The organism is Microbacterium sp. zg.B48, from assembly GCF_024623505.1.
In the GTDB taxonomy this organism is placed as follows: domain Bacteria; phylum Actinomycetota; class Actinomycetes; order Actinomycetales; family Microbacteriaceae; genus Microbacterium.
The window spans coordinates 1-14,411 of sequence record NZ_JANJFE010000020.1 but is presented as its reverse complement, the minus strand read 5'-3'; the positions used below and the strand labels follow the sequence as shown (position 1 = coordinate 14,411).

The window sequence follows — 14,411 nt, the reverse complement described above, 5'->3', positions numbered from 1 at the left end:
TTCAATCGGAGGTCCCGTGGCCGGAAATGCGACCACTCGCTTCGACAACGTCTCACTGTTGTCGGTTGCGAGCACTCTACCCAGTCGCGTGACGACGTCGGACGAGATCGAGGATCGTCTCGCGACGGCACTGTCGCGGCTGCGGCTGCCGGGCGGACTCCTGCAGCGCGTCGCCGGGGTGCTGGAACGACGCAACTGGGCGACCGGCGAATCCTCGGATGAGGCCACGGTCGAAGCCGGCCGGCAGGCCCTGGCCGAGGCGGCGGTCGACCCCGGCGACGTCGGTCTTCTGATCAACACGTCGGTGACCCGCAAGCACCTCGAGCCGTCCGTGGCGGTGCGCCTGCACCACGGACTCGGGCTGCCCAGCTCGGCGATCAACTTCGACGTCGCCAATGCCTGCCTGGGTTTCGTCAGCGGCATGAGCCTCGCCGCGAACATGATCGAGGCGGGGCAGATCCGCTACGCCATGGTGGTCAACGGTGAGGATGCCGATGAGATCCAGGACAACACGATTCGCCGGTTGCTGCGCGCCGACGTCGGCCGCGACGGCTTCATGAGCGAGTTCGCATCGCTCACGCTCGGCTCCGGTTCGGCTGCGGCTGTGTTGGGCCGTGCCGACGAGCACCCGGCGGGTCATCGCATTCTGGGCGGTGTCACACGTGCCGCGACGCAGTTCCACGAGCTCTGCGTCGGCAGTGTCGACGGCATGTTCACCGATGCGAAGGCTCTTCTGAAGGGCGGTCTGGACCTCGTGGTCTCCGCCTGGAAAGAGGCGTCCTCGGAGTGGGACTGGTCGGCGATGGATCACTACATCACGCACCAGGTGTCCTCGGTGCACACCGGCGCCATCGTCAAAGCGGCCAGGCTCGACCGCGCTCGCGTTCCCGTGACGTTCCCGAAGTACGGCAACGTCGGGCCGGCCTCCATCCCGATCACGCTCGTCGAGCAGGGCCCGTCCCTCGAGAAGGGGCACCGCGTGCTGCTGATGGGGGTCGGGTCGGGTCTGAACACCGCCATGATGGAGCTCGCCTGGTGAGCGAACGCGCCGCGCTCGCCCCTCCGCGCCTGCCCGGACTGGACGCCCGATTCAGTCGGATCGTCGCCGTGCCCGGTGCAGGCGCGGACGCAGGGCTGGTCCGCGAGTGGCACTGTCTGGACACCGGTGCGCAACTGGCGCAGCTCGGCGCCCCGATCGCCGGCACGATCGTTGCCGTGCACGGCAACCCGACCTGGTCGTATCTGTGGCGACATCTGCTCACCGCGTCGGTACGAGCGGCGGCGGAGGGCGCATCCGCGTGGCGGGTTGTCGCGGTCGATCAGCTGGACATGGGCTTTTCCGAGCGCACAGGTGTGGATCGCACGCTCGCGCAGCGCGTGGCCGACCTCGGTGCCTTCACGGATGCGCTCGCCCTCGACGGGCCCGTCGTGACCCTCGGCCACGATTGGGGAGGGGTGGTCTCGCTCGGCTGGGCGGTCGATCATCCGGAGTCCCTCGCGGGGATCATGCTCCTGAACACCGCGGTGCACCAGCCCGACGGTGCCCCGGTGCCGGGCCTGCTGCGGCTGGCCGGAGCCCGTGGCGTGCTCGCCGCCTCGACGGTGGCGACCACCGCGTTCCTGGACACGACGCTCGCGCTGGCCTCTCCTGCGCTGGATGCGGCGACGAAAGACGCCTACCGGGCGCCGTACCGCTCCGCCGCCCGGCGCCGCGCGATCGGCGGGTTCGTCGCCGAAATCCCCGCCTCCGGCAATCACCGCAGCCATGCGGAGCTGGAACGGATCGCGTCAGGCGTGGCGCGGCTGGACGTTCCCGCCCTGATGCTGTGGGGCCCGAACGACCCGATCTTCAGCGACCGGTATCTCGACGACCTCGTCGACCGACTGCCGCACGCCGACGTGCACCGATTCGAGGGCGCGAGCCACCTCGTCGCCGAGGATCGACCGTATGCGGATGCCCTGCTGGCATGGCTCGGCCGCAACAGTGATCGCCTCACCGGCGACGATCACACATCCGCGCGGCAGCCTCCGGCCGCGACATCGCCGACCGACACCGCCGACCCGCCATTCGTGCCGATCTGGCACGGTCTGGACCGCCGACACGCCGATGAGGACATCGCCATCGTGGACATGTCCTCCCGCGGAGCGCGACCGATGCGTCGGGTCAGCTGGCGGCAGCTGGACGATCGGGTCCGGCGCCTCGCCGCGGGGCTTCATGCCGCGGGGGTGCGCAGGGGTGACCGTGTCTCCCTGCTGATTCAGCCCGGCCCGACCCTGTCGGCTGTCGTCTACGCGTGCCTGCGCATCGGCGCGGTCGTCGTCGTCGCGGACGCCGGGCTCGGCATCCGGGGCCTCACCCGCGCCGTCCGTGGCTCCTGGCCGGACGTGATCATCGGCGAAGTTCCGGGCCTCACCGCCGCGCGGGCGCTCGGGTGGCCGGGAACGCGCATATCGGCGGCTCCTCTGCCGGCCGTTGCGGCGAAGGCGCTCGGGGTGTCCTACTCCCTCCAGGACATCCTCCGACTCGGTGACGGCGGCTCGCTTCCGATCCCGCCCGGACCGGCCGACGAGGCCGCCATCCTGTTCACGTCCGGATCCACCGGACCCGCCAAGGGCGTCGCCTACACCCACGCACAGCTTTCCGCCCTGCGCGACGTGCTCGCGTCCCACTTCGAGGTGAGCTCGGAGACCGGCCTGGTCACGGGGTTCGCACCCTTCGCTCTGCTGGGTCCGGCGTTGGGCGCTCGATCCGTGACGCCCGACATGGACGTGTCATCGCCGCGCACGCTCACCGCGAAAGCCGTCGCCGATGCCGTGCGCGAGTCCGACGCGCGCATCGTGTTCCTCTCCCCCGCCGCGATCCTCAACGTGGTCGACACCGCCGCGGCACTCACCGCAGAAGACCGCGTCGCGCTCGGCCGGGTGCGCACGTTCCTGTCCACCGGTGCTCCCATCAGCGCGCAACTGCTCGAGGCGGCCGCGCAGCTCATGCCCAACGCGACGCCGCACACGCCGTACGGGATGACGGAGTGCCTCCTGGTTACGGACATCACCCTGGCCGGTGTGCATGCCGCCGCTGACGCCCCCGACGCGGGGGTCTGCGTCGGATCGCCGATCGGATCCAACCGGGTCCTGATCAGCGCTCTGGACCCGGATGGGCGTGCGAGCGGGGCGCCGACCGCGGAGCCGGGAGTGCTCGGCGAGATCGTCGTGTCGGCATCCCACCTCAAAGCCCATTACGACCGGCTGTGGATCACCGATCAGGCTGCCGCGCGTCACACCGAGAGGCTCGAATCCTCCGATCCCGCGGTGCGCTGGCACCGGACCGGAGACGTCGGTCACCTCGACGCGAGCGGCCGGCTCTGGATCGAAGGGCGGCTCCCGCACCTCATCGTCACCGCAGACGGGCCTCTCGCGCCGGTGGGCCCGGAGCAGCAGGTGGAGCGCGTGGACGGGGTGCGCCGAGCGGCCGTCGTGGGCGTGGGCCCCGAGGGTCTGCGGCAGACCGTGGCGGTCCTCGAGACGGTGCCCGCGGCGGCGCGTGCCGGCCTCGCGTCCGCGGACCTGAGCCGTGCCGTGCGCGCAAGCAGCGCCGTTCCCCTCGTCGCTGTGCTCGTCGTTCCGCGACTGCCCACCGACATCCGGCACAACTCGAAGATCGATCGATCGCGGCTGTCCGCGTGGGCAGAGCGCACCCTGGCCGGCACCAGACCGGTTGCGCCGTGATCGTGCTGGTCACCGGCGCCTCCGGGTTCCTCGGCCGGGCGGTCGTCGCCGACCTGGTCGCAGCCGGGCACCGGGTGCGCACCCTGCAGCGCCGCCCCTCGGGTGTCGAGGGTGCAACCGACGTGCTCGGTTCGATCACGGCCCCGACGACGGTCGCGCACGCGATCGACGGGGCTGAAGGGGTCGTTCACCTCGCCGCGAAAGTCTCCCTCACCGGCCCCGCGGACCAGTTCCGCGAGGTGAATGTGGAAGGCACCCGGTTGCTGCTGGACGCCGCGGAAGCCGCGGGAGTGTCGCGATTCGTCCAGGTATCGTCGCCGTCGGTCGCGTATGCCGGTTCCGCGCTTGCGGGCGTCGGCGCCGAGCCTGCCGATCCCGCGCGTGCGCGCGGCCACTACGCCCGCACGAAGGCGCACGCCGAACTGATCGCTCTCGGTCGGGACTCCGCGGCGATGAACGTGGTGGCCGTCCGTCCTCACCTGGTGTGGGGCCCCGGAGACACCCAGCTGATCGCGCGGATCGTGTCGCGTGCCCGCCGCGGCACGCTTCCGCTGCTCAACGGCGGAACCGCTCTGATCGACACCACCTACATCGACAACGCCGCCAGCGGAATCTCCGCCGCGCTGCACCGCGCCCCGACAGCGCATGGCCGCGCCTACGTGCTCACCAACGGCGAACCTCGGCCCGTGGGCGAGCTGCTCGCCGGCATCTGCCTCGCGGCAGGGGTGCGGCCGCCGCGTTGGAGTCTCCCGGCCGGGCTCGGGCGCGCGGCCGGCTCCGTGATCGAAGGGCTGTGGGCGGTCTCGGGCAGGACCGACGAGCCGCCCATGACGCGCTTCCTCGCCGAGCAGCTGTCCACCGCGCACTGGTTCGACCAGCGGCAGACCCGTCGTGCGCTCGCCTGGTCGCCGCAGGTGACGATCGACGAAGGCCTCGGTCGTCTCGCCGCCGAATACGCAAGCTGACCACCGTCGTACGGTTGCCCTTGTCGGGGCGGGACGGGGTCGGCGACAATAAAGCGATGGAGCCAGAGCGCGGCAGCACCATCCTCACCGGGCGACGCCCCGACCCGGCTGTGACGCACCGCGCGGAGCGCGCACTGACGCTCGACCCGCCCTCGCGGCGATCACACCGACTTCTCCGCGCCGTGGTTGCTCGCTGACGTGAGGGCCCGATTCAGCAGGTACCAGGAGATCGCGGACACGCTCGCGCGCCACGGCCTCGGCTTCCTGGTCGGGGCGATCGGCGCCGGCCGGTGGGTGGCTCCCCGCCGCGCCGGCCGGGAGCGGCCCCAGGACCCCCCGTACACCGTCCCGCAACGGGTCCGCATCGCGCTGGAGGAGCTGGGTCCGACCTTCATCAAGCTCGGCCAGCTGCTCTCCACGCGGCCGGACCTGCTTCCCCCCGCGTACATCGTGGAACTGTCCAAGCTGCAGGACAGCGCCCCGCCGATACCGCCGGACCAGGTCCGTGACGCCGTCTGGCGGGAGCTCGGGGCTGAGCCGGAGCAGCTGTTCGCGACCTTCGACTGGGTGCCGCTGGCGTCCGCGTCGATCGGTCAGGCGCACGCGGCGACACTCCAGGACGGCACCTCGGTGGTGGTGAAGATCCGCCGCCCGGATGCGGTACGGCAGGTGCAGGAGGACCTCGAGATCCTCAACAACCTCGCCTACCGGGCGACCCGGCTATGGGCGCCGGCCCGCACGTACGACGTGCGGGGCATCGTCCAGGAATTCTCCCGCACGCTTCGCGCCGAGCTGGACTATCTTCGCGAGGCGGGCAACGCGGAGCGGTTCGCCGAGCTGTTCGCCGACCAGCCCGCGGTCCTGATCCCGCGGGTGTTCCGGGACCGGACGACCTCGCGGGTGCTGACACTCGAGCGGATGTCAGGGATCAAGATCAACGACCTGGCGGGTCTGGAAGCAGCCGGCGTCGATCGGGCGGCGCTGGCCCGCGCGGGCGCTGAGGTCATGCTGCGGATGATCTTCGAATTCCGCTTCTTTCATGCCGACCCTCACCCGGGGAACCTGTTCGTGCAGCCGGACGGGGGGATCGCGCTGATCGATTTCGGCATGGTGGGTGAGCTGAGTGAACAACTGCGCGATCGGTTCGCCGACTTCCTCATCGCATTCACCCTGAGAAACGCTGACGCCCTCGCCGATGCGCTGGTGAACGTCTCGCTGACACGGGGCAGCGTGGATCGGGACCAGCTCCGCGTCGCGCTGGTCTCATTCATCGAGCTGTACGCGGACCGCCCGCTCAGCGAGGTGAACTTCGCCCGACTGGCGACCGAGTTGCTCGTCGTGGTGCGCGAGCAACGGCTGCAGCTGCCGCGCGAGGTGTCCCTCATCTTCAAGGTCCTGATCGTGATCCAGGGCATCGGGGTGCAACTGGACCCGGACTTCGATCTGACCGCGGTGCTGGCCCCATACGCCCGCACGCTGATCCAGCAGCGGTTCTCGCCGAGTGAGATCGCCAAACGGGTGGCCCGCGCATCCGCGGATGCCGGTGCACTGTTGCTGGAGCTTCCTACGCAGCTGCGGAAGGCGCTCGACGTCCTGGACCGCAACGGCGCCGAGGTGCACCTGCGCGCCGCCGAGCTGGAGCCCCTCGTCGCTCGCACGGAGCGGATCGGAAACCGGCTCGTCGCCGGTGTGGTCACGGCCGCCCTGATCAACGCAGTGGGCCAGATCGTCGCCCGCGGCAACCGCTGGCGTTCGTGGGAGAGCGGGTTGATGGGTGCCGGCGTCGCGGTGGTCACGACCCTGAGCGGCTATCTGCTGTGGACTGCGCGACGGCGCAGCAGGTGGGATTGAGGGCCTCCTCCGGTCGGCGATTCACGTGCCGCAGAAGGTGCGGTACCGCCCGAAGTCCTCAGGGGCAGGCTGCGCGTAGCGTTCCAGCCCGGGGCGCGACGCGTAGGGTTCGCGCACGACCCCGACCAGACGTTCGAAGGGCTCCAAGTCACCCTCGGTGGCCGCGCCGAGTGCCTCTTCGACCAGGTGGTTGCGTGGAATGTAGGCCGGATTGGCGGCATCCATCGCATCCAGGTCGGGAGCCAGCGCCGTCCACCGCTGCATCCAGGAGTCGAACGCGGGCGGGATCTCCTCCCCCGATCCTGAACGATCACGCGCCGCGCCGCTGAGCCGACGGAACAGCGACGTGTAGTCGACGCGGTTCGCCTGCAGCAGATCGACCAGGTCCGCTATCAGCGCCGAGGTCACCGCGTCGTCGCGGATCTCCCGCAGACCCAGCTTCGTGACCATCCCCGCCGACCAGGCGGTGCTGTACTGCCGGCGGAATCCGCCCAGGCACTCCTGTGCCAGCGCCACCGCGCGGTCGGAGTCGTCGTCGAGGGCGGGAAGCAGCGCCTCCGCGAAGCGCACGAGGTTCCACTCGGCGACCAGCGGCTGGCTGCCGAACGCGTAGCGCCCGCCGATGTCGATGGAGCTGTAGACCGCCCGCGGGTCGAAGTCGTCCATGAAGGCACACGGACCGTAGTCGATCGTCTCGCCCGAGATCGTCATGTTGTCGGTGTTCATCACCCCGTGCACGAAGCCCACCAGCATCCATTGCGCGATCAGCGAGGCCTGCGCGCCGATCACGGCCTGCAGCAGCGCGAGCGGCGGGTTCTCGGCATCCGTCAGGTCGGGGTAGTGGCGCTCGATCGCGTGTGCCACCAGTCGCCGCAGCAGGGGCACGTCCCCGGTGGCTGCGGCGTACTGGAAGCTGCCCACGCGCAGGTGACTGCTGGCCACCCGGGCGAGCACCGCTCCGGGCAGCATCATCTCGCGCCGCACCATTCGGCCGGTGGCGACGACCGCCAGCGAGCGGGTGGTGGGGATGCCGAGGGCATGCATGGCTTCGCTGATGAGGTATTCCCGCAGCATCGGCCCGACGGCGGCGAAACCATCGCCGCCGCGGGCGAACGGTGTCGGTCCGGAGCCCTTCAGGTGCAGATCGCGTAGACCGCCGCGCGCATCGACGAGTTCCCCGAGCAGCAGCGCCCTGCCGTCGCCCAGCCGTGGCGAGTACGTGCCGAACTGGTGCCCGGCATAGGCCTGGGCGACCGGTGCGGCCGCGGCGGGAAGCCGATTGCCGGTCAGCAGCTTGACCCCGTCATCGCTGCGCAGAAAGCCGAGGTCGATGCCCAGCTCGGCCGCCAGCGGCTCGTTCAGCACCAGAAGCCGCGCGCCCGGCGCCGGCTCCGCCTGCCACGGCGCCGCCAGCTCCGGCAGCTCACGGGCGAACCGGCTGGTCAACTCGACGGTTGTCGGTGTTGCGACGTTCATCCGGCCAGGTTACTCCGCGCCGCCGCCACCGGATCCGGATGCGGCACAGTCAGCCGGCCCGCGGTCGCGCCGCCCGGGCGATGGCCGACGCCACCGACACAAAAGGCCCCGCACGGGGGCCTTTTCGTTCGTAGCAGGAGAGAGATTCGAACTCTCGACCTCACGATTATGAGTCGTGCGCTCTCACCAACTGAGCTACCCTGCCGCGCGGCATCCGGATCTGCATTCGGATGTCCGAGCCCCGAGTCAGGATTGAACTGACGACCCCTTCCTTACCATGGAAGTGCTCTACCACTGAGCTATCGGGGCGTACCCAGGTGAACCTGGGCAACTAGAAGAGAATACCAGAGCGGCGGCATCCTCCTGAATCGTGATCAGCCGCCGGCGTGCTGCCGCAGCCAGGGGATGGGGTCGATCGGGGTCGTGCCGTTGACGAGGATCTCGAAGTGCGTGTGCGCGCCGAACGAACGACCGGTGTCACCGGTGTGCCCGACGATGGTGCCCACGGTGACGTGGTCGCCGACCTGCACCTGCCGCGAGCCGTACAGCATGTGCGAGTAGCTGCTTGAGATGAGCTGCCCGTCGATGATGTGGTCGATGACGATGTGCACGCCGAACGCTCCGCCCGAGTCGGTCGACTCGCGAACGACGCCGTCGGCGATCGCCTGGATCGGTGAACCCTCGCCGGGGGTGAAGTCCGCACCCTCATGCATGGAGCCCGAGCGCACGCCGAAGCCGTAACTGATCGGCACACCGACGGCAAAGGGCCACTGGATGGGCGAGTTCGGGTCGTTGACGAAGAAGTTCGAGAAGTTGCGGATGCCCGACTCGGAGGCCAGCTGAGCCATCGTCACGGTCGAGTAGGTCTCGTGACGCTCGATCGCAGCGCTCTGGATTCCGGAGGGAGCGACATAGGCCTGGATCTCTTCGTGGTCCGTGTTCGCATGAGCGACGACCGAGGCGGTGATGTCCGCGGTGCCGGTTCCGGCCACCGCAGCGGCGGGGACGGTCATGGACACGGTGAGCAGACCGACGATTCCCATGACCCCGACCGAGAAGGACGTGGCGGTCAGCCGCTTGAAGGACACAACGCGGCGGTGGCGGGAGGCGACGATGTGCGGGGTGCCGGCGTGGTCCGAGGTGCCGGATCCGCCCGCCGCCGGTGTCTGCACCGGCGTTTCCCCGGTGAAGGAGAACAGCCGTGCGGCGGCCTCGAACGCGTCGGCCTCTTCGGCGGTGAGACGGGATGCCGCATCCGGCGATACGAAGAGCGGATCGGGCGCGTCCGCCGATTCGTCCTCGACGTCGAACACGGCGTCCACGTCGGGCTCGAGCAGTTCGAACGGCTCCGCCGAGCCCCGTTCGGTCGCAGGCACCGGCGCCGGACCGGCGGCCCGCTCGGTGGGAGCGGCCGCGGGGGCCGGCGTCTGGCCGACGCGACCGGCACGGCGGCTGCGGCGGGTTGCGACCGGAGCTTCGGTGGCGGCCGCCGCCATCGCGGTCACCACGGCCGCGAGGGGTGCGACATCCGCCAGGGATGCCGCTGCCAGGGCGTCCGCGCTCGCCGGAATCGGCATGGCGGAGGATCGGCTGGAACGCCGCGTGGGCGCAGACTCAGCCTGGGAGGCGTCGAAAGGCAAAGCGCAGAGGGCTCTCGGGATCGTGTCGCTCGGGGGGGCAACGGGAGGACGTCGGGCGGGTGATCACCTTCGCCGTACGGGCAGCGTCGGTAACGATTGGATAAACACTATCCGGATGCGCCTGAGAATGCGATGTGCAGGATTCTCCGGCGGGCCGGGCGGTTCGCAGGCAATCCTTTCACGAACCGACCGCGGCGGTCAGAAGCCGGTCGAAAAGTCCCGGGCCGGCGGTCACCAGCAGGGCTCTGCCCGGCTGGTCGTCCAGCTCGACTCGCGTGATCCGTCCCCCCGCTTCGGTCACCAGCAGGGCGCCGGCGGCGTGGTCCCAGGGCTGCAGCCCGCGTTCGAAGTAGCCGTCCAGCCTGCCTGCCGCGACATAGGCGAGGTCCAGCGATGCGGCGCCCATGCGTCGCAGGTCACGAGCCATCGGCATCACTCGGGCGACCCGAGCCAGGTCGCCGGCGTGGGTGCTCGCGTCGTATCCGAACCCGGTCGCCAGCATCGCCCCCGCCGGCGACGGCTCGGCGTTGACCGCGAGCCGGGCGCCGTAGAGCCACGCGCCGGCTCCGCGGGCGGCGTGGAACAGCTCGTTCGTCACAGGGGTGAACACCGCCCCCGCGAGGGCTTCCCACCGGTCGGGTGCGGGCTCGCCGCGGACGGCGGCGATGCTCACCGCGTACGCGGGGATGCCGTACGCGTAGTTGACGGTGCCGTCGATCGGATCGACGACCCACGTGATGTCGGTGGACCCGCGCTCGGCTCCGGATTCCTCACCGAGGAAGCCGTCGCCGGGGCGTTCGGCGCTCAGGCGAGCCCGGATGAGCGCCTCGACCTCGCGATCGGCGTGGGTGACGATGTCCGCGATCGCCGATTTCGTCGCCGCGATCGCGACCCCTTCGCGGCGCCGGCGCCGGGCGAGCTCACCGGCCTCCCGGGCGATGTCCATCGCGAGGGACTCCAGATGCTGGGCCGATGACATGACTACACGCTATCGCCGCGGCATCCACAGCAGTCGTTGCGCCGATGCGGCAGCCGGTTAGCGTGAAGGAATGCAGCAGGCCGACAGGTATGACGTCGTGATCGTCGGGGGCGGGCACAACGCGCTGGTCGCCGCCGCCTATCTCGCCCGCGCGGGTCGCACGGTCATCGTGCTCGAGCGGCTCTCCCACGTCGGCGGAGCCGCCGTCTCGGAGAGCCCCTGGACCGGTGTCGATGCGCGGCTCTCGCGGTACTCGTATCTGGTGAGTCTTCTGCCCCGACGGATCATCGACGACCTCGGCCTGCGCATCGACCTGCGGCGACGTCGGTACTCGTCGTACACCCCGGACCCGTCCGATCCCGCTCGCGGAGTGCTGGTGGACACGCAGGATGCCGCCGCCACCGCCGCGTCCTTCCTGCGCACCACCGGCGACCCGGCCGAGGCCGAGCGTTTCGCCGCGTTCTACGAGCGCCTCTCGCCGCTCGCGCGCCGTCTGTTCGCCACGGTGACCGAGCCGCTGCCGCGCCGCGCCGCGGTGCGCGCACTGCTGGGCGACGACGCGCTCTGGCACGCCGTCGTCGAGGCGCCCCTCGGCGGCATGCTGCGAGACTCGCTCGCCACGGATCTCGCGCGCGGAATCGCGCTGACCGACGGGCTGATCGGCACTTTCTCGTCAGTCGACGACGAGAGCCTGCGCCAGAACCGCTGCTTCCTCTACCACGTCATCGGCGGCGGCACCGGCGACTGGGACGTGCCGGTCGGCGGCATGGGCCGCATCAGCGCCGAGCTGGAGCGGGCGGCACGGGATGCCGGTGCCGAACTGCGCACCGATGCCGAGGTCATCGCCCTCACCCCGGACGGAGAGGTGCGGATCGCGGGCGATCAACCCGGGACGCTGCAGGCGCGGCTCGTGCTCTGCGGTGCCGCCCCGTCCGTGCTGGACGCTCTGGTTGCGGCGGGCGGCGCGGGCCCCGCCGTCGGCGCGGCTGCGCCCGAGGGTGCACAGGTCAAAGTCAATATGCTGCTCACTCGGCTGCCGCGCCTGCACGATGACCGGGTGGCGCCGGAGGCGGCGTTCGCCGGAACGTTCCACGTCAACGAGGCGCTGACACAGCTGGACGCCGCCCACGCGGTCGCGGTGGGAGGCGGCATCCCGAACCCGCTCCCGGCCGAGATCTACTGCCATTCGCTCTCGGACCCGTCGATCCTGGGTCTGCGGCTGCAGGCCCAGGGGGCGCAGACTCTGACCCTCTTCGGCCTGCAGGTCCCGCACCGCCTGGTGGCCGGGCAGAACCCCGATGCGGTCCGGTCGGCGCTGCTGGAGGCCGCACAGCGTTCACTGGACTCCGTTCTGGCCGAGGCGATCGCCGACTGCGTCTCTGTGGCGCCGGACGGCTCGCCGTGTGTCGAGGCCCGCACGACGGCGGACCTCGAGCGCTCACTCGGGATGCCGGGCGGTGACATCTTCCACGGCGCCCTGTCGTGGCCGTGGGCGGAGGATGACGACCCGATCGACTCGCCCGCCGCGCGCTGGGGTGTCGCCACCGATCACGCCCGCATCCTGCTCTGCGGCTCCGGAGCACGCCGCGGCGGCGCGGTCAGCGGCATCGGCGGACACAACGCGGCGATGGCGGCGCTGGAGATGCTCCGCGGCTGAGAGCTGGACTCCGGACCCGGCGGCCGCGACCGCGGGCCTCCCCGTGCCTGAGGCTATTGCCGCGGCGGCAGCGGTGGCGGCGGCGGGAACCCCTCGTATCCGGGCGGGGGCACCGGCTGCGTGCTCTGCTCCGCCGGGCCGGGCGCGTTGTAGCCCTGCGCCGCAGACTCGGCGCTGGCATCGGCATAGCCTTCGTGCTGCCATTCGGGTGCCGGCCCGGCCACCGGCGCGACGGGCGCGATGGCCTGCGCGATGTTGCTCGGGTAGCCGGTGTAGTACGCGTTCCAGTCCGGCGTGCCGTCCTGCATCACCGGCAGCGGTGTCACACCGTCGGCATAGGTCGGCCAGGCCTGCGGCACCGCGGCGGCCGGCGGCGGATTCAGATAGTCCGGGCGCGGCTTCTTCGGAGCGAACAGCGCGTTCACGAGCGGGATGAGCGCCGTCCCGACGGCGGCGAGGATCGTGACGGCGACGACGACGCGCCAGTAGAAGTCCCCGAAGTCCACCCACTCGTTCAGCACCAGCGGAGTCACCAGCAGCACCGCCAGAGCAACGACGAGCACGATCGTGGTGATGGCGACGGCCTTGGTGAATGCCGTGACGTGGCGCAGGTACGCCTTGGTGTACAGCCGGACGTGGAGAAGCGCGAGCTGCAGGATCAGCACGATCACCAGGAATTGGACGAACCGGTTGAACCCGCCCCAGGAATAGCGTTCCGGCAGCCAGATCAGAACGGCGCCGATCAGGAGTGCGGCCACCCACGTCGCCATGCTGGCCAGCGCGAACCACGCGGGCCGTCTCGGCGCCAGGTGCGCATCGATGATCGCCACGCCCGCGAACGCGGCCAGGAGCAGGATCGTGAGGAATGCCCGTCCGACGATGCCGTTCTGCGTGCCGATCAGCACCCACACCACGCACACGATCGCCGCGGCGATCAGGGCCCCGATCGCGACCCAGATCGCAGCGCGCACCAGCGAGGAGCTTTGAGCGTCGGTCGTGGCCTGTGGGGCATGGGAGTCCGGCACGGTCATGGCAGTCCTTTCGTCGGCGGCTGCGCCGCACAGGCCCATCCTGACATGCGGGTCTCGCATGCCGGCGGAAGGACCCACTCCTGTGGACGGCGCGCACGCCCGGTGCTGCCGGGAGGAGCGGACCGGCTCACCCCGGCAGCGCGAGGTTCAGCGCCGGCCGACGGAGCGGATGATCGCACCGACGATGACGACGGCGCCCACCGCTGCGCCGATCACCACGCCGGGGCGTTCGCGATAGGCCTGTGCGATCCGATCGCCCCAGCCGCCGGCGAGCGCGCGGCTCTGCGCGACGATGTCGTCGAAGTCGACATCGTCGGCCACGCCCTTCAGTTTCTCGCCGGCCGCCTTCACGGCGCCCACTGCCGCGTCGGCGGCCTTGGCCGCGGCGGCTTTCGCATCGGATGCCGCGTTCTGGACGACCGTCGCCGCATCCGGAGCGGCGCCGCCGTTGTGCGCGTCCGCAGCGGATGCCGAGTCCTTCGCGCCGTCATCGCCGTCAGCACCACCCTGGCCGTCAGCACCACCCTCGCCGTCAGCACCACCGAGCGTGTCCGTCATCGTGTCATTCGCCTGGCCGGCAGCAGCCGGCGCATCCTGCTCCGCACTGCGCGAGCCCGCCGTCGCTGCGGGCGCAGTCGCGGACGCGTCCTGTGCGATCCCCGCAACAGCGACGCCGGAAGAAGCGGTCACATCGGCGGCGGCATCGCTCGCACGGTCGGCGTTCTGAGCGGCCTGCGCCGCGGCGTTCCCGGTCGTATCGGACATCTTCGTGCTCCCTTGATCGGTGAGATCGCCTCATCGTACGTCGCAGGGCGTCGGGCACCTCGAGAGGATGGGCAGGGTTGCCACTGGCGCCGGCGAGTGCTACGCAGCGCCCGCGCGCGGTTCGAATCCCGCTCCGTCGACCAACGAACAAAGCGCCCCACAAGGGGGCGCTTTGTTCGTTCCGTGGCGAGTGAGGTGCCTGGGTTCACGACATATGTCACAGGTGATGTGTCGCTCATGTCTCGGGTCATAGGTCACAGTCCGATGCATGTCGAAGCATCGGGTCGTGGTCTTGAAGATCGTCGCTGGGCAGCTCACCGT

Annotated in this window: 10 protein-coding genes and 2 tRNA genes; 5 read left to right on the top strand and 7 right to left on the bottom strand. The window is 70.6% G+C overall.

The window, feature by feature from the left end; genetic code table 11:
* Positions 1 to 16 precede the first annotated feature (16 nt).
* From NQ152_RS16105 to NQ152_RS16090, 4 genes are all read left to right on the top strand, one after another.
* Positions 17 to 1,039, top strand: a complete 1,023-nt coding sequence (locus NQ152_RS16105) for a 3-oxoacyl-ACP synthase III (protein ID WP_257524719.1) — start codon at positions 17 to 19, stop codon at positions 1,037 to 1,039.
* On the top strand, positions 1,033 to 3,726 hold the full coding sequence (locus tag NQ152_RS16100; protein WP_306816076.1) for an alpha/beta fold hydrolase: 2,694 nt from the start codon (positions 1,033 to 1,035) through the stop codon (positions 3,724 to 3,726). The genes NQ152_RS16105 and NQ152_RS16100 overlap by 7 nt, the downstream gene beginning before the upstream one ends.
* Positions 3,723 to 4,691, top strand: coding sequence for an NAD-dependent epimerase/dehydratase family protein (locus tag NQ152_RS16095; protein WP_257524717.1), 969 nt, complete (start codon positions 3,723 to 3,725; stop codon positions 4,689 to 4,691). Before NQ152_RS16100 ends, NQ152_RS16095 begins: the two co-directional genes overlap by 4 nt.
* A gap of 198 nt (positions 4,692 to 4,889) precedes the next feature.
* Positions 4,890 to 6,542: an AarF/ABC1/UbiB kinase family protein gene (locus NQ152_RS16090; RefSeq protein WP_257524716.1), complete on the top strand. Its 1,653-nt coding sequence runs from the start codon at positions 4,890 to 4,892 to the stop codon at positions 6,540 to 6,542.
* A gap of 21 nt (positions 6,543 to 6,563) precedes the next feature.
* Here NQ152_RS16090 and NQ152_RS16085 read toward each other — a convergent pair whose 3' ends face one another.
* The 5 genes from NQ152_RS16085 to NQ152_RS16065 form a co-directional block, all read right to left on the bottom strand.
* Entirely contained in the window at positions 6,564 to 8,018 is a 1,455-nt protein-coding gene (locus NQ152_RS16085) for a YdiU family protein (RefSeq protein WP_257524715.1), read from the bottom strand.
* 131 nt (positions 8,019 to 8,149) lie between these two features.
* A tRNA-Met gene (locus NQ152_RS16080) sits at positions 8,150 to 8,223 on the bottom strand.
* Positions 8,224 to 8,255: 32 nt separating this feature from the next.
* A tRNA-Thr gene (locus NQ152_RS16075) sits at positions 8,256 to 8,327 on the bottom strand.
* A 65-nt stretch (positions 8,328 to 8,392) separates the two neighbouring features.
* Entirely contained in the window at positions 8,393 to 9,595 is a 1,203-nt protein-coding gene (locus tag NQ152_RS16070) for a M23 family metallopeptidase (RefSeq protein ID WP_257524714.1), read from the bottom strand.
* A gap of 241 nt (positions 9,596 to 9,836) precedes the next feature.
* Positions 9,837 to 10,637, bottom strand: a complete 801-nt coding sequence (locus tag NQ152_RS16065; RefSeq protein ID WP_257503887.1) for an inositol monophosphatase family protein — start codon at positions 10,635 to 10,637, stop codon at positions 9,837 to 9,839.
* 70 nt (positions 10,638 to 10,707) lie between these two features.
* Between NQ152_RS16065 and NQ152_RS16060 the strand changes: the two genes are divergently transcribed.
* On the top strand, positions 10,708 to 12,294 hold the full coding sequence (locus NQ152_RS16060; RefSeq protein ID WP_257524713.1) for an NAD(P)/FAD-dependent oxidoreductase: 1,587 nt from the start codon (positions 10,708 to 10,710) through the stop codon (positions 12,292 to 12,294).
* A 53-nt stretch (positions 12,295 to 12,347) separates the two neighbouring features.
* Here the strand turns inward: NQ152_RS16060 and NQ152_RS16055 are convergent, their stop codons facing one another.
* Together NQ152_RS16055 and NQ152_RS16050 are read right to left on the bottom strand one after the other, a co-directional pair.
* Complete coding sequence (locus tag NQ152_RS16055; protein WP_257524712.1) at positions 12,348 to 13,325, bottom strand: hypothetical protein; 978 nt, start codon at positions 13,323 to 13,325, stop codon at positions 12,348 to 12,350.
* Between the two features lie 147 nt (positions 13,326 to 13,472).
* Complete coding sequence (locus tag NQ152_RS16050) at positions 13,473 to 14,090, bottom strand: hypothetical protein (RefSeq protein WP_257524711.1); 618 nt, start codon at positions 14,088 to 14,090, stop codon at positions 13,473 to 13,475.
* Between the last annotated feature and the right edge of the window lie 321 nt (positions 14,091 to 14,411).